Below are 16,615 nucleotides of genomic sequence, written 5' to 3'. Positions count from 1 at the left end.
TCCTGACGCCACTGCGGCGACAGGGACAGGCTTCAATCACTTCTTCCACAGACTCACGCTGCCGGGTTCGAAGACGAACGTCGCCGTGTACGAGCGCTGCAACTCGTCTTCAAGCCGCAGTCCTCGCCTTGCCGCGGGCGTCACGATGACGTTGACCAGGGTGGCCCGGGGGTGAGCGCCCCGCAGGCGAGCTTCACGTCGGCGGCGGGGGATGGTGGTCAAAAGACCGAAGACCACCAGCACAAGCGGCGCTCCGAGCGCAATCGAGAGATCGATCACCGCATCGCTCGAGCCGCTGGCGAGGTCTGCGAGCGAACCGGAGGCGAAAACCGTGAAACCGAACGGGAAAGCAAGGAGTCCCGCGCCGTACGGCGCCAGCGTGCCTGGGCGACGCTTGTCGTCGCTCATTCCATCACTCCTCGCTGAATCCGTCACGAATCTGGCTCTTCCCGTACGCATGGCGAGCGCCTCTTCGATGCCTCGTACCAGAACTTAGGATGAACAGCTTCTCTTGAGAAACTACTTCTTGCGTCTCACTGCATCGCCGCTCGCGAATCGAAGCGCGCGCTCGGTTCCTGGACCTCCTTCCGCCACAGCCGCCGCCTCGCCCAAATTCTCCTGGGCCGATCTCAACCAGGTTTCCCTCTGAATTGAAGTAGCCAACTGCCGGCAGCAAAAAGAATAGAGAACTTGATCGCGCGACGTGGGGCAGGCGCGCCCGAGGAGCCGGATGCTGATCAATCTCAGGACCTGGAATCACCATCCAAGTCGGGAGAAAAGAAAACGGTCGCGGTCCACGAGTCGTCGTCGAGCACGCTGTCCCGCCCGATGGTCACACCGAGAATTTCCTCGGATGTGATCTCACGAGCTTCAATCCGATCGGCTACGCGGCGAAGCAGGGCCGGCAAGCCCTCATGCTTCCGAGACTCAGGATTTGCCAGACTGAAGTAGTACCCCGGCCACCGATCATTCAACTTCACGACTTGTCATATCCCTTCATCAGTCACCAACGAAGTTCGATTGCATCAGCGGGCGGAGCGAGATCCGAAGAGTCATGAACACTTCTCATTGTTTGCTGGCTCCCCTGTCGTTACGACCACCGCGAGAACTGACAGCGCACACTGCCGGCACTGTCTGAAGCTGTCAGTGATTCAGTTTCTTGTGAAGGCACAGGGCCATCCCGATGCCTCACGCCCGACCCCCGATGGAATACATCAAGTTCGCTTGCGGCGTCGGTTCCGCCGGTACTTGAACGCCGTTCCGAAGAACCAGAGAGCAACGGCAGAGCCAGGTAGCAGGAGAATTTCCGAGCTCATCCCGCCACGACTCGAGTAATTATCCCAGTCAAGCCCGAGTAGAAATTGCCCCGTAAGGCCCACGCTGAAGATTGCGACTGCAGGAAGGGCACACGCCAGGCTGGCACGCCAGACTCCGCGGTCCTTGTCCTCTTCTTCCGAGATCAAGTGGAAGTAAAGCCCTACACCGGCGGCGGCGAGAGACAACCAGAACCAAGAAGCGCCACTGAACCGCCAGCCATCGTGACGACCCCAGGCCTGAACCTGCGCCAGGAACGATTCCCACAAGACCTCAGATTGCTCCAGACCCGCCCGTCCCGGGGTTGCGGGGAGCGGAAATCCGATCAATCCAAGCGTGATCGAGGCAGCCGCCGGGACTCCGAGGACCCATCGCAAGACAGTCCGCATGCCGATGCTCATGCCCACCTATTGTAGCGGCGCCTGTAATGGCTGGGCGAGTACCTCTTTGGCTGCTGCACCTTACTCCATCCATACGAAAATGCGCTACTGGCCGCCCAATCTACAGCTCCGCGCGCCCTCTTGACCCAACGGCGGCCGTGCGTCGTTCTGGCGAAGCTCCGGATGACACGACCAGACGTAGCGAAGCGGATGCCGCGTCCCGCGGCCTTGCCGATCGCACCACCCCCGAGCATGCCGACGGCTGAAGCGGCTGCTTCCCCGTAATACTTGCGTCCGCGGGCGAGGTAAGAGGCTGTCTGCAGCGCACTACAGCCGATGCCGATCCATCCAGGAACGTAACCACATGCATTCACGATGGCGCTCGCGTACTTGTTTCGCGTGAACCAACCAAGCCCCTTCTTGAACTGGCTCCAGGCAGATTCGCCCGTCAAATCGAGATCGTTGATGGGGTCGTTGACGTAGGCGTAGGCGTTGTCGGTGCCGCCTTCGACGGGGTCGACCTGCAGGAACCGTCCGAGCGCTGCGACGTACTGCCGGGCACCCATCTCGATGGTGGCGATCGAGCCGAGGTGTTCGCCGAGCTTCTGGTGCTGCCCCAGCCACCCGTAGTCGGCATTGCCCTGCTGCGTGTCCGGGCCGGCCTGGTTTGCCGTCGCCGTACCGAACAGCCCCGTGGTCTGGTCCATGACCTGCCCGAACGGGTCGTACACCGGCAGGACCTGGGACGCGAGCTGTCCCGCGGCGTCGGTCGTCGCGATGATGTCGCCGTGAATGTTCGGGTACGACCACACCGCGCCCGTCCCGCGCAGCTCAGCGGTCACCCCGCCCGGCAGTGGCAGATCCCACTCGGTGAGCTTGCTTGCCCCGTCGTAGACGAAGTCCGGAGTGTCACCGTCACCGGTGAACCCGTACCGGGTCACCGTCTTCGTCCCGTCCGGGGTCTGCTCGGTGCGCTGCACGATCCGGTTCGACGCGTCCCGCACGTACGACACCTTCGACCCGTCCGTCAGCGTCGTCTGCACGTGCCGGTCCTGCCCGTCGTACACGAGGGTCTCATCGGCCAGCTTCGTCGTGTTCCCGTGGGCGTCGTAGACCAGCTGCGTGCCGGTCAGGGACTGGTTCACCGGCGTTGCGCCGGCAGCTGGGTTCGTCACCGTCGTCCCGATCAGCCGGTCCGCAGCGTCGTAGCAGGACGCGACCTGCGTCGCCGACCCGACCGGGTTCCCAGAAGCATCCATGAGCTGGTCCGACGAAGAGGTCCGATTGCCGTTCTTCCCCGCCGCAGCGATCGCACCCGACTGGGTGCAGCTGCTGGTGCCGAACCCGTACGTCAACTGGTGCCGCGGGATCGACGCAGCCACGAGCCTCCCGGCTGTGTCGTAGGAGTACGTCGACGTGTTCGAGGTCGCCCCGAGCGCGGTGGTGTCCTTGAGGACGTCACCGGACTGGGACCGGACCACCTGGTCCGTGACCTGCGGCTGGTTGTTCGGGAACGACCACGTCAACCCGGTCAACGCACCGGCACCGTCCTTGGTCACCGTCACCGAGGTACCGTTGCCGGCGTTGCCGTCTCCGGACGGGTACGCCACCGACGTGATCTCGCCCTGCTGGTAGGTGGGTACCGCGACGACCTTGCCGTCGGCGGTGGACTGCGTCACCTTCGAGTCGATGTCGTACGACTGACCTGTCGTGTGCTGCACACCATCCGCCGACACCGCCAGCGTCGAGGTGACCCGGCCCGCCTGGTCGTAGGACGTCGTCGTCGTGGTCCCCCACACGTCGACGTACTTCGTGATCTGACCGAGCAGGTTCGAAACGGTCGTGATCTTGGAGCCGTTCGGCGAGCCGGTCACGCTGTCGTCGGACACCACGGTGGTCAGACCGTCGGCCGAGAACGTGGTCGTCGCGGTGGAGCCGGGCTGCCCGTTGAACGCAGAGGTCGTGCTCTTCACCGCTCGCCCGCGGGCGTCGTAGAAGGTGCAGGACCAGTCGTCGTCACCGGACTGCTTGGTACCGGCGGTGCGACCCCAGATGTCGTAGAGGTACGACGTCGTGACCGCGTTACCGGTCGCGGGCGTCGCGCCCGTCGTCGACCTCAGCTGCCCGTACTGCGGTGTCAACACGTCCACGCCACAGATCTGCCCGTCGGTGGTGCCGTAGGCGGACTTGATCGTGTCCGCGTCCGCGAAGTACGAGTTCGTCGACGCGGCAGCCGCCTGCGCCGGCAGGGTGCGGGTGAGCTGGCGGAGGTAGCCAGTGTTCTGGGCTTCGTAGGTCGCGGTCTCCTTCAGGTTGAGCCCGTTCGGGTCGACACTGGTCGCCGTCGGCAGACCGAGCCAGGCCTTGTCGAACACCGTCCGGGTCGTCGAGGAGCTGATCTGCGAGGCCGAGATCCCGGCGACACCGGTCGGCGCCTGGTCGTCCGTCGTCGACGTGGTCGCGAGACCGTAGTCCGGCGACAGCACTGCGCCGGGGACGATCGCGGTCGCACCGTCGGCGATCTTCCACTCGAGCGCCAGCGCCGCGTCCACGGTGACCTCGCGGTACTGCAGGCGGACCTTCACCGACTGCCCCCGCGAGAGGGTGACCTTCTGGTTCGCGGCGGTCTCGGTGGTGGAGTGCGGACCCCAGTCATCGATCAGGGGGACGTCGTCGACCCAGAGCTGGGCGCCGTCGTCGGACTTGGTCAGGAACGTGTAGTCCGCCTTCGCCGGGTACGCGCTGGTGTTCGGGATCGTGATCAGACCGGTGAGGCGCACGGAGAAGTTGTCCGTCGTGAACCCGGCGCCGGCGGCTGCCGGGCTGCCCTTGGCCCACGTCTGGTTGATCGAGCCGTCGCTGTTGCCGACGCCGATGCCGTAGGACTTCGGCGCCCCTGCGAGACGGTCGTTGTCGTACCAGGTCGCGTTCAGGCCGCGCAGGGGGTTGCCGTCGGCATCCTGGTCGTACGCGGTGCTGGTGTGCGCGGTCGTCGGCCGGCAGGCGTCGGTGGGCTGCTGGTCGTCCGGGAAGCACGACGCCGGCGCGGGGCCGTAGCTGTCGGTCGGGCGGTCCTGCTGGTTGTAGATCGTGGTCGTCTTCCGGCCCTGCGGGTCGGTGGAGGAGATCACCTTGTCCGGCTCGACCCACTTCTGTGACGCCGTCAGTCCGGACGGACTGACGGTGGTCAGCTGACGCCACGCGGCGTCGTAGGTGACGGTCGTCGCATGGGTCCCGCTGGGCAGGCCGAGCGCGGGCACGTCGACGAAGGTCGTCCCGGTTCCGTACGTGTAGGTCTTCGCCGGTCGGGAGGCGCTGGTCACCCCGTCCGGGGCGGGCAACGTCACGGACGCGGCACGCTGCGCCGGTGCACCCTTCCGCACTTCGTCGGCCGGCGTGGCCGCGTAGGCGATGGTCGTCGCGGTGTTCGCGTCGACGGCACGGCTGCTGTCGGCAGCCAACCAGTCGTTGGCCGCCGAGTTGCGCAGGAGGGTGAGCTTGCCGGCGTCGTAGCCGAAGTCGGTCTGCTCGTTGCCCGGGTCGAGGATCCGGGAGAGGTTACCGTTGGCGTCGTAGAACAGCTGGGTGGTGTCCTGCTTCCCGGCGACGTGGTCGGGGTAGACGATGCGGCAGAGCATGTTCGCGGGCACCGGACCGAACCCCGCGGGGACGGGGCACGCCAGTCCGCCGGAGTCCGTGTCGGCGGCGCTCAGTCCGACGTCGGTGGCCTTGTCACCGGCGTAGGCGAAGCGGATCTGACGACCGTAGGAGCCGTCGTTCTTCTTCGACAGCGGGTCCGTGAGCCGGTCGATCATCCCGGTGCCGCCACGGTAGGTCGAGAACGGCGTTGCACGCTTGATCGCGTCCCCGGCGCTGGTGACCGTGGCGACACGGCCTGCGGCGTTGAACACGGTGACGGTGCCGTCGTCGTCGGTGAACGTGACCTGCCCGGACTGGTCGAGCGCGACCTGGCCGTACTCCCCGGCCGGCGGCTTGTACCCGGTCGCCGAGCCCGAACCGCCGGTCCGGGTGTAGGTGTGCGCCGTTCCGGTCGTGTCGGTCAGCACCACCGTGTTGTCGGCGACGCGGACGCTCGCCCAGTCACCGGCGTCGCCCTCGAGCGCCGTCGACGACGACCAGCCCGCCGGCAGCGACTCGACCTGACGGGAGAACCAGTCGGACGGCACCGGCTTCTTCTGATTGTCCGCACCGGTGTACGACAGCGCGATGCTCGCCCCGCCGGTGTGGTCGAAGTACTCGAGCTGGAACGGGACCGCCGTCGTGCCGAGAGTGATCGCGGAAGCCGTGTCCTCCGCGTTCGAGACGGACCACTTGTCGAGGATCTTCGTGTTGTTGACCCAGAGGCGGGCGCCGTCGTCGTGCGCGACGGAGAACGTGAGCTTGCCGGCGTCCTTGGATGGGACGGTCATGTACCCGGTCCACCGGACCAGGAAGTCGTCCTTCGGGACGGACGGGGCTGGGGAGCCCTGCCCCCAGTTGAACGTCGGGGACGGGTCGGTCCGCACCAGAACGGGCGACTTGCCCGTGAACGAGTAGTCCGGTGCCGCGCCGGACGCGGGGGTGTCGTCGAAGTACGACCCGGTCAGCCCGCCGAACGAGGCCTGCTGCGAGTTGTAGCTGAACGCCATGCCCATCGCACCGCCGAGGGTCGACACCGTCGGGGACGAGAACCGCATGCCGACGTTGCCGTTGGCGAGGTTCACCGTCACGGGACCCGCGGTGTCCGTCGGGGCGGGGCCTGCCTCGCCGATGCGCTGGTTCACGGTGAAGCTGCTCACCCAGTTCACCGGCGGTTTGTCGTAGGTGTCGTCCGTGCGGACGGTCCACGAGTACGCGCCACCGTCGTGCAGGCTGTTCGCCGGGACCTGCCAGCTGATCGGCTGACCGGCCGTCGGGGTGAACCACCCGGAGGACACCACGGTCCCCGAGCTCGCATCCGACCCCGTGGCGACCGTGAAGTTCACCTTCAACGGATCTCCGTCGGCGTCCGAGATCGCCGGGACCGTGAGCTGGGGTGTGAGGGTCGTCGAGACGGCGTCGTCGGTCGGCGAGGATCCAGCCTGGCTGGACACCGCAGCGTTGTTCGTGGTGAAGGAGAACACCGACGATTCCGACTTCGTGGACGTGCCGTGCACGCCGTTGTAGCCGTCGCGGATGAAGCCCTTCCAGTAGTACTTCGTCCCGGGCTTCAACGTCCCCCACGGAACCTGGACGGTCTGCCCACCCCAGCCCGAGTCCCACACCGTGCCGACGTCGGGGTTGCTGTTGGTGCTGACGTGGTACGCGTAGTCGAGACCAGTGCCTTCGGGGTCGGTCCCCGAGATCGCGAGCTTCGGGGCGAGCGGCCCGCGGGCACCGTTGGCAGGGGACGGCGACACCGCCCCGCCTGCTTTGGGGAAGTCCTTGTACGACACGATCAGTGCCGCATCGACGGTCTTGTACGTGTACAGGCCCGGGGTCTCCTGACCTCGGAGCATGAAGTACACGCCCTTGGTCTGCGAGCGGACCCACGAGGCGATCGAGTCCGCGACCCCGCTGTCGCCTGCAGAACCGGCGTCGCTGATCGGCCAGACGCTCATCTGCTGCCCGACACCGCCGTAGCCGAAGCTCGTCGCCTGGCTGACCGAGCCCGCGTACGACGTCGTCGTCCCGGCGTCGTGCAGGTAGCCGTCGACGCGCGCGTCGATCACCTGCTTGCCGAAGACCTGCTCGTAGTTGAAGTGCGCGACGGTTCGCCAGTACTTGTCCCCGCCGTCACGGGCGTTCCCGATCCGGATGACACCGTCGGTGATCGACGCGCCGTCGGACTTGTACGCGTGCTGGTCGTTCGACCACGACACCGCCGACGTCGGGTCCACGTGCACCGGGTACTCCCGCGCGGGATCGCTCAGCCAGGCCCGGTCGGGCGACATCGTGATCGTCCACCCGTCACCGTCGGCCGCGAGCTCGGTGTGCACGGCCGTCTGCGCGGGCTCCTGCACACCCTTGATACCGGAGGAGTCCCACATCTGCGGCTGCGGGACGGCGAACTCGACCTTGCCGGTCTCCGATCGGAACACGATCGCTCCGTCGTCTTCACTCGTCGCCGCGAGCCCCTTGCCGCGGACGTGCCACGTCCACGAGTCCCGCGCCTTCGTCGGCAGCTTCGCCAGGACGAGCTCCTCCTTCACGGTCCCGTTCGTCACCGTGTAGTGCAGGTCCGTGTCCGGGAACACGTCACGGTAGGTGACCTCGTCCCCGGCGCCACCCTTGTTCGTGTGCGACAGCGGGCTGTCGGCCGCGCCGTCGAGGGAGTACGCGAGCGTGTACCCGTCGTGGCGCATCGTCAGCACGTCCGTGCCCGACGCGTCGTCCGCGAACACCGGGTCCAACGGGTGGTCGTCGACCACGCCGGTCCCGGCCGAGGTCACGTCGACGTCGGTGTTCACCGGGACCCACTTGCCCTGGTCGTCCTTGATGTTCTGCGGCACCTGCGAGATGACCGCGGTCTTCGAACCGTCGGTGTTCTCGTAGGTGTCCTTGAACGTCGACCGTCCGACGAGCTTCGACGTGTCCGGGTCGAACGGCGACTCCGGCGACTCGGGCTGGATGTCCTCGTCCCGCAGTGCCGCGGTGCGGTCCTCAGTGGCGAGCTTCGGCGCCTGCTCGAACGAGATCGCCGGGGCGTCCGTCGTCCCATCCGGGACGGTCGGAGTGGCAGCCGGCACCGCGTCCGACACCACCGCCGGGAGCGAGGTCACCGGACGGTCCTCGACCTCCGCGGCCTGCGCCGGCACGACCACCAGCAACTCCGCCACCAGCGCCACCGACGTGATGATCCCTGCGAGCACACCGGCTCGTGACGTACGCCCCGACATGGGACTCCCCTACTGCTTCCACGGGATGAGCCCGGACGCGCTTCGCTCTCCCTGGAGAGCACGAAGACTGAATGTAGGGTCAGGCACGTCCAGCTGATCCATCGATTCTGCCCCCCGTTCGGGGCCGCCGGGACCCGGGGGTACATGTCCGACCCGCCGCGCCATGTGGACAAGAGGGGCAGACCGGGGCCGTACCGTGCTGGAACCTTTTTCGGGGTACAGCATCAGACTGAGACTGCTTTCAGGTGAGGTACACAGCGGCCAGCGCACCCCGGGCCACGCTAACCCGCCCGGCAGCATCGCCGGGTAGAAGGAACACGTGTACCGGCTCGGATGGCAGGTGTTGCGCGGGAGCCTCTGGGAGGTCGTCGACAGCAAGCGTGTGCGCCGTGCCCTCTGGATCGCCGCCGGGATCGCCGCGATCGCACTCGTGTTGTTCGTCGCGACGGATCTCGCCCACGGGTGGGCCGGACCCGGCGTCCTCCGATCGATCGCCGCGATCACCTTCGCCACGCTCGGTGTCCTCGCGATCGCGTACTCGTGCTTCCCGACCGCTCGCGATCCGAGGTCCGGACAAGGCATCGACGGCAAGCAGGTCCGACCCGACGCGACGATGTCCGTGCGGTGGTCGGTGCAGCCCTACCTCGAGCGGCGCGCACGGCCGATCGCATCCGAGGACCGCGACGACGTCCTGAACGACGTACCGCTGCTGCAGCGTGGCCTGGTGCGACGACTCTCTCGCCTCGGACCGCTCTTCGTGGGAACGGCCTGCGGCGGGTTCGCGGTGCTCGTCTCCGGCCAGGTCGAGGTCTTCGTCGTCCTCTGGCCCTTCGTGTACCTCCTCATGCTCCCGGAGATGGTGCTGCGCCTGGGCTACGCCGAGCGTGCGCGCCTCGCGGCACTCGAGACGGAGCCACCGACGCTGAAGCACCGTCCGCTCTGGCGTCGGCACCCGCACGGGTCGAAGGTCCGCCTGCCCGACGAGTGACCGCCCCGACCTCGCACCACTGTCGGCAGCGCCGGGCACACTGGGCGCATGTGTGGAAGGTTCGTCGTCTCCGACACCACGGCCGGTCTGCTGCCCGAGCTCGTGGGTGAGCTCGCCGCGCGCACCGAGCACGTCGACCAGGAGACGGGCGAGGTGCACGCCGGCCTCACCCCGAGCTGGAACGTCGCGCCGACCGACGCCGTGTACGCCGTCCGGCAGCGGCACGGGCAGCGCGAGCTCCCCCAGATCAGCTGGGGCTTCGTCCCGAGCTGGGCGAAGGACTTCCGGAAGCAGCAACCGAAGCCGATCAACGCCCGCATCGAGACGGTCGCGACGAGCGGCATGTTCAAGCGGGCGTTCGCGACGAACCGCTGCATCGTGCCCGCCCTCGGCTACTACGAGTGGGTCGTCCGCGAGGACGGCAAGGAACCCCACTTCGTCCACGAACCCGGTGGCGCGCTGGCCATGGCGGGCATCGTGAGCGCCTGGCCGGACCCGACGAAGCCCGAGGACGACCCGGAGAAGTGGCGGCTGTCGCTCGCGATCATCACCCGCGACGCGCACGTCGCCCCCGGCGAGGTCCACGACCGGATGCCCGCGTTCCTCACCCCGGACGGGTACGGCGACTGGCTCGACGGGGACCTCGGTTCCGACGACCTGCTCGCGCTGCTCGACCACGAGTCGCTCGCGGTCGCAGCCGGGCTCGAGCAGTACGAGGTCTCCCGCGCGGTGAACAGCGTGCGCAACGACGGCCCGCAGCTCATCGAACGGGTGGCCTGAGCCACACGGTCGCCGCGACCCGACCACGGGTCGCGAGCACGGACGACGGACGGGAGGCCCGGATCACGTGCGCCTGTCGGCTGACGTGGTCCGGGCCTCCCGTCCGCTTCGTGGGGTACTGCGATCAGGACCCGCTGCGGCGGCGCACTCCCGTCTCGCCCGCGCCGTCTCCGCGGCGGCGGATCGCCAGGAACGCCCCGGCGAGGACCATCGCAACGGCGGCCAGGCCGAGTCCGACCAGTCCGGTCGTACCGGTGAAGGCGAGCTTCGCGATGTGCGTCGCTGCTGCGATCCCGGTCGGGTAGTACACCTCCATCGTCGCCCGGACGAGCTGCTCCGCACTGTCCTCGACGGTGTAGTCGATCGAGGTGCGGGCGGCCCAGCCGTGCTCGGGCGTGAACACGACCTGTCCGCGCTCGACCTGCCAGGTCCCCATGCCGTCGACGACCACGCGGTCGGTCGGTGCGCCGGTGGCGGGGTCGACCAGGTGCAGCGTGGCGGGCACGAAGTGCGCGCCGCCGCTGGCGTGGTCGTTGTCGGTCGGCCGGATGGTGACCGCCTGGTCCACGGCCCCGGTCACCGAGTCGTCCGTGGCGCTGGCCGCTGCGACGACCGTCATGACGGCGGTGGCCGTCGCCCGCTGACCGGATGCGTCGGTCACCGTGTAGGTGAACCGGTCGGTGCCGGTGAAGCCCTCCGCCGCCTCGTACAGGTACGAGCCGTCGCGCTGCACCGAGACGGTGCCGTGCGCGGGCTTCCGGGCGAGGGCCGCGGTCAGGCCGGTGCCCTGGTCGTTGCGGAGCAGGCCGTGCCGGGCGTCGCGGGCGACCGGGGTGCCCGCGACGGTCCGCGCGCTGTCGTCGACGGCGTCGATCCCGACGGTGATCCAGACGGTGGCGTCCGCTGCCTGGCCCTCGGCGTCGTGGTCGCGGTACGTGACCGTGTCCACACCCGAGAAGCCCTCGTCCGGCGTGTAGACGAAGGTCCCCGCGCCGGCGATCCGGACCGTGCCGTGCCGGGCCGTCCCCGCGGACACGACCCGCAGGGCCGAGCCGTGGTCGTTGCCGAGCACACCCGGGTCGACCGCCGTCACCGGGGTGCCGGCGGTGGTGCGGATGCTGTCGTCGGTCGCCACCGGGGTGACGGTGATCGTCACGAGGCCGGTCGAGGTCGAGCCCTCCGCGTCCACCGCGGTGTACGTGAAGGTGTCGGTGCCCGAGAAGCCCTCCGCCGGCGTGTACACGTACGAGCCGTCCTCGCGGAGCTCGACGGTGCCGTGCTCCGGCTGCCGGTCGATCTTCGCCCAGAGGCCCGCGCCGGAGTCGTCGCTCAGGACGCCCGTGGCGGCGGGCACCCGCAGCGTCTCGTTCGTGGTGGTGGTGCCGTGGTCGGCCGTCGCGACGTTGCCGACCAGCACCGTGACCGTGGCGGTCGCGGTCTGCCCGGTGGCGTCGGTCACCGTGTAGGTGAAGGTGTCCGTGCCGGACCACCCTGCGGTCGGCGTGTACAGGAGGGAGCCGTCGGCCGCGGTGGTCACCGCGCCGTGGCGCGGGGCGGTGTGGCCCGTGACCGTCAGCCCGGTGCCGTGGTCGTTCCCGGTGAGCACGGTCCCGCCGAGCGCGAGTGCGGTGCCGGACGGGGTCTGCAGCACGTCGTCGGTCGCGGTGGGTGCGACGGTGACGCGCACGGTCGCGGTCGCGGTCGACCCGGCGCCGTCGGTCACCGTGTAGGTGACGGCGTCGGTGCCCGAGAAGCCGTCGGCGGGCGTGTAGGTCACACCGGTGGCACGGGCGCCCGGGCCGTCGGCGTCTGCCGTGTCGGAGATCCGGACGGTGCCGTTCGCGGCAGCGCCGACCCCGGTCACCCGGAGCGCGGTGCCCTTGTCGTTCGCGGTCACGGCGACGTCGACCGGGGTCCCCGTCGTGGTGGTCGCGGTGTCGTCGACGGCCTTCGGCGCGACGGTGATCGTCACGGTGCCGGTCGTGGTGTTCCCGGAGCCGTCGGTGATCGTCACGTCGAAGCCGTCCCGGCCGGAGTACCCGGCGTCGGGCGTGTACGTGTACGAGCCGTCCCCGCCGACCACGACCGTGCCGTGGCCGGGCGTGGTGTTGTCGGTGACGGTCAGGTCGGTGCCGGTCGCGTCCTCGAGCACGCCCTCGTCGGCGGGCACCACGAGGGTGCCGTCGGCGGTGGCGTCCGCGTCGGTCGCGACGACCACGGGCGTGATCGTCACGGTGACGGTGCCGGTGGCCCGGTTGCCGTTCGCGCCGGCGACCTCGTACGTGAAGGTCGCCGTGCCCGAGGTGCCCGGCGCCGGGGTGTAGGTGATCGTGCCGTCGGCGTTCAGGACGACGGTGCCGGCGCTGGACTGTCCGACCGCGGTCACGGTCAGGCCGCTGCCGTGGTCGTTGCCGGTCAGCTCACCCGAGGTGACGGTGACGGAACCGTTCGCCGTCGTGCGGATGCGGTCGTCCTCGGTGCGGGGCGTGACGGTGATCGTCACCAGGCCCGTGGTCGTGGCGCCCGACGAGTCCGTCGCCGTGTAGGTGAAGCGGTCCGAGCCGGACCAGTCGGCGGTCGGCGTGTACGTGTACGAGCCGTCGGCGGCGAGGTCGACCGTGCCGTGCAGCGGCTGCTCGTCGATCGTCGCGGTCAGTCCGGTGCCCTGGTCGTTCGCCAGCACGCCCTTCGCCGCACCGACGGTCAGCGTGGTGGACGCCGGGACGGTCGCGGTGTCCGCGGTCGCCTGCGGTCCGACCACGACGACGACCCAGGTGGAGTCGGCGCCGCCCGAGGTGTCACGGACGTCGTACCAGAACGACCCGGTGCCCGAGAAGCCGTCGGCCGGGGTGAAGACGGCGTTGCCGTCCGCGTCGAGCGCGACCGTGCCGTTCGAGGCGGTGCGCACCCCGGTGACGGTGAGCCCGGTGCCGGAGTCGTTGCTCGTCATGGCCGTCGCCGCGACGGTGACCGGGGTGCCGGCCGTCGTCGAGGTGGTGTCCGGACGGGCGGTCGGCGCGACCGCGACCGCGACGGTCGCGGGCTGCGACGTCCGGCCGGAGCCGTCGGTCACCGTGTACGAGAAGGTGTCGGTGCCGGACCAGTCGCGGGCCGGCGTGTACTCCACGGCGCCGTCGTCGTCCACGACCGCGGTGCCGTGGGCCGGAGCCGTGGCGACCTTCGGCGTGAGGTCGGTGCCGGTGTCGTTCCCCACCACGTCGATCGTGACGGGCTCGTTCGCGGTGGTCGCCGCGCGGTCGTCGGCCGCGACGGGCACGACCACCAGCGTGACGGTGCCGCTGACGACCGTGCCTGCGCTGTCGGTTGCCCGGTACGTGACGGTGTCGGTTCCGGAGAACCCGGTCGCGGGCACGTACGTGTAGGTGCCGTCTGCGTGCAGCGTGAGCGAACCGTGGGCCGGCTGCGTGTTCGAGCGGATCGTCAGGTCGGTGCCGCGGTCGTTGCCGAGGACGCCGTCCGCGCGGGTCGTCGCCGTGGCGGTGCCACCCGCGGGCAGGGTGATCGTGTCGTCGGTTGCAGCCGGGCGCACGAGCACGGACACCGTGACGGTGTCGGTCTTCCCGTTGCCGTCGGTGACCGTGTAGTCGAAGGAGTCCTCGCCCGACCAGCCGTCAGCGGGCGTGTAGGTGTACGAGCCGTCCTTCCCGACACTGACCGTGCCGTGCGCGGGCTGGGTCGAGCCGGTGACGGTCAGGTCGGTCCCCTGGTCGTTGCCGAGCAGGCCCGGTGCCGCGCCCGTCGTCGGGCCGCCGGCGGTGACGGTGATGCTGTCGGCACGGGCCGCGGGCAGGACGGTCACGGTGACGGTCGCCGTCGTGGTGGTGCCGTTGCCGTCCGTCGCGGTGTAGGTGGAGGAGTCGGTCCCGGAGAAGCCCTGGGCCGGGGTGTAGCGGTACGAGCCGTCCTTCCCGAGCACGAGCGTGCCGTGCGCCGGGTCGGTGTGGCCGGTGATGGTCAGGTCGCTGCCGCTGTCGTTGGCCAGGAGGCCCGTGGCCGCGTCCGCCGTCGCGGTCCCGCCGGCCCGCACCGAGAACGCGTCGTCGGCGCCGGTCGGCGAGACGGTCACCGTGACGGTGCTCGTCGAGGTCCGACCGGACCCGTCGGCGGCGGTGTACGTGAACTGGTCCGTGCCGGAGAAGCCCTTCGTCGGCGTGTAGGTGAATCCTCCGTCGGCGGACGAGGTCACGGTGCCGTGTCCCGGGGCGCTGGCGGACTGCACGGTCAGGCCGGTGCCGGAGTCGTTGCCGAGCACTCCGGTGGCGGGGACGACCAGCTGCGTGCCGACCGGCGTGCGGTACGAGTCCGGCCTCGTCGTGATGTGCGCGAGCTTGAGCGTGTTCGTGAACGTGACGACGACGTCGGTGCCGTCGGCGGTCGTCGCCTGCGGGAAGCGGAACGATGCGGTGCCGCCGGTGCCGCTGGCGACCGTGCGCTTCGTCGACAGGTCGACGGCCTGCCACGTCGTGTCGTAGTTCGTCGGGTCGGTGGTGCCGGCGGGCTGCTGCGTGACCGTGTAGTCCTTGTCCGGCGTCGTCAGGAGCGCGCCGGCGGTCTTCGGCTGCACACCGGTGGCGGTGCCGGTGGTCGTGCCGGAAGCGCCGGGCGTCGTGGCCTTGATGCCGTCGCCGGCGATGGCGAGGGTGAACTGGTCGGTGTCCTTCCACCGGTCGTCGACGGAGGCCTGACCGGTCAGCGTGTCCGCGTAGTTGCAGGTCGCGAGGTCGGTGGCGCCGAAGTTGCCCGAGACGGCGAAGCGGCGGATCTCGGCGCCGGAGGTCGGGTCGAGCTGGTAGACGGTCGTCGTGCTGGTGTTGTTGCTGCTCGCCGTCGACGAGACGTAGAGGTACCCGTCGGACGAGAACGCGATGCCGGGGCTGTTCGTGCCGCTCGGCAGCTCACCGATCTCGGTTGTGCTGAGGTTGCGGCCGCCCGCGGGCATCGGCGTGGTCGGCAGCTCGGTGGTGTCGACGCGGTACACCTTGTGCGCGGCGACGACGAACATGAGGCCGCGCGAGCTGAAGGCGAAGTCACCGTTGACGCTCGAGCCACCGGCCGAGTTCGTGGTCGTCATGCCGGTCAGGGTGCCGACCTGGCCGAGGGTCTTGCCCGCCGCCGGGTCGTAGGCCCAGATCTTGGTGGCGTCACCGTAGTAGTAGACGCCGGTGACCGGGTTGACCGCGCCGCGGATCACCGAGTGGACGCCGTCGGTGGGGATGGTGGCGAGCACCTGTCCGGTCTTCGGGTCGTACTGCTTGATCGTCGCGCTGCCGCCGTTCGACGCGGCGAACATCGAGACGCCCTCGCGCGAGATGCCCAGGCCGTTGTTGCCCTCGGCGCCCAGGTCGGTGACCGGCACGTTCTGGCCGGCGGTCGAGCCCTGCGTGATGTCGACGGCGACGACCTTGCCCGCGGCGTTGACGGCGTAGAGCGTGTTCTGGTCGCAGACCAGGCGCCCGTTGCTCAGCGCGGTGACGGCCGCGGCCGGCTCGGCGGCGACGACCGCGGTTGTCGCGGAGACACCGGCGCCGACGAGCAGCGCCGTGCCGAGCATGGCGACGAGGCGCCGGCCGGGCCGGCGGGCGGACAGGGGAGGACGACCTGCAGGGTCGTCACCGGGCACACGGGTGCCCTGGTGCACAGGCAGCATGAGTCACTTTCGGGTCGAGACGATGCTGACGCCGAGCTGTCGTGACGGTCCGTGCAGAAGGACGGTCGCTGGCGTCGATCTGATCCTGGCAGGAACCTGAGTGCGCCGGGGTTCACCGGGGGTCCCCAGTAGGGGGGACCTCCTCGTTCTGGGGGTACAGCGACCCGCGCTCGGCGGGCACGGGCACCGGGACGACGAACGGGAGGCCCGGATCACGTCCGCCGTGTGGCGGAGGTGATCCGGGCCTCCCGTCAGGATGGTCCCGGTGTCAGTCGAGCGTGCGGCGCACGTCCGGCAGCAGGTCGTGCAGGCGCTCGGCGAGGCGGTCCTGCGCCTCGTGCAGCGAACGGAAGTCGCCGGCGTACTGACCGAACGTGTCGGACACGAAGAAGTGTGCGCCCTGCTGGTCGATCACACCGCCGTAGTAGCCGCCGTAGTTCGCGGCCCAGAGCCCCGTGTCGGCCTCCGACCAGACGACGTGCGCCCGGGCCGGTGCGTCGGGGGACACGACGCCGGCAGCGATGCCGGTGATGACCTCGATGGTCGCCGTGTCCACGGTCACCTCGGCCGGGTGGCTGCTGGTGACGCTGGTGCTCATGGTCGTGCT

Annotated in this window: 7 protein-coding genes; 2 read left to right on the top strand and 5 right to left on the bottom strand. The window is 69.4% G+C overall.

The features are described 5' to 3' along the window. Positions 1-36: 36 nt before the first annotated feature. The 3 genes from DEJ22_RS02520 to DEJ22_RS02510 form a co-directional block, all read right to left on the bottom strand. Positions 37-408 carry a hypothetical protein gene (locus DEJ22_RS02520; protein WP_111226726.1) on the bottom strand — a complete coding sequence of 124 codons (372 nt, stop codon included), beginning with the start codon at positions 406-408 and terminating at the stop codon, positions 37-39. An 806-nt stretch (positions 409-1,214) separates the two neighbouring features. Continuing rightward, positions 1,215-1,715, bottom strand: a complete 501-nt coding sequence (locus DEJ22_RS02515) for a hypothetical protein (protein WP_146241717.1) — start codon at positions 1,713-1,715, stop codon at positions 1,215-1,217. Then, positions 1,712-8,572 (bottom strand): PA14 domain-containing protein, encoded by a 6,861-nt coding sequence (locus DEJ22_RS02510; protein WP_146241718.1) that lies wholly within the window; start codon positions 8,570-8,572, stop codon positions 1,712-1,714. The genes DEJ22_RS02515 and DEJ22_RS02510 overlap by 4 nt, the downstream gene beginning before the upstream one ends. A gap of 319 nt (positions 8,573-8,891) precedes the next feature. On the opposite strand from DEJ22_RS02510, the gene DEJ22_RS02505 reads away from it, so the two are divergent. Both DEJ22_RS02505 and DEJ22_RS02500 read left to right on the top strand, forming a co-directional pair. Continuing rightward, complete coding sequence (locus DEJ22_RS02505) at positions 8,892-9,560, top strand: hypothetical protein (RefSeq protein ID WP_111226728.1); 669 nt, start codon at positions 8,892-8,894, stop codon at positions 9,558-9,560. A gap of 48 nt (positions 9,561-9,608) precedes the next feature. Continuing rightward, on the top strand, positions 9,609-10,340 hold the full coding sequence (locus tag DEJ22_RS02500; RefSeq protein ID WP_111226729.1) for an SOS response-associated peptidase: 732 nt from the start codon (positions 9,609-9,611) through the stop codon (positions 10,338-10,340). A gap of 124 nt (positions 10,341-10,464) precedes the next feature. Here the strand turns inward: DEJ22_RS02500 and DEJ22_RS02495 are convergent, their stop codons facing one another. Continuing rightward, on the bottom strand, positions 10,465-16,008 hold the full coding sequence (locus DEJ22_RS02495; protein WP_146241719.1) for a beta strand repeat-containing protein: 5,544 nt from the start codon (positions 16,006-16,008) through the stop codon (positions 10,465-10,467). Between the two features lie 268 nt (positions 16,009-16,276). Then, the gene (locus DEJ22_RS02490) at positions 16,277-16,606 is read right to left on the bottom strand and encodes a hypothetical protein (protein WP_146241720.1); all 330 of its coding nucleotides are present in this window, start codon (positions 16,604-16,606) and stop codon (positions 16,277-16,279) included. Between the last annotated feature and the right edge of the window lie 9 nt (positions 16,607-16,615).

This window comes from Curtobacterium sp. MCSS17_007 (assembly GCF_003234175.2).
Taxonomy (GTDB): domain Bacteria; phylum Actinomycetota; class Actinomycetes; order Actinomycetales; family Microbacteriaceae; genus Curtobacterium.
Note: the sequence above shows the minus strand (reverse complement) of the source record. Positions and strands in the feature narration are given on the sequence as shown.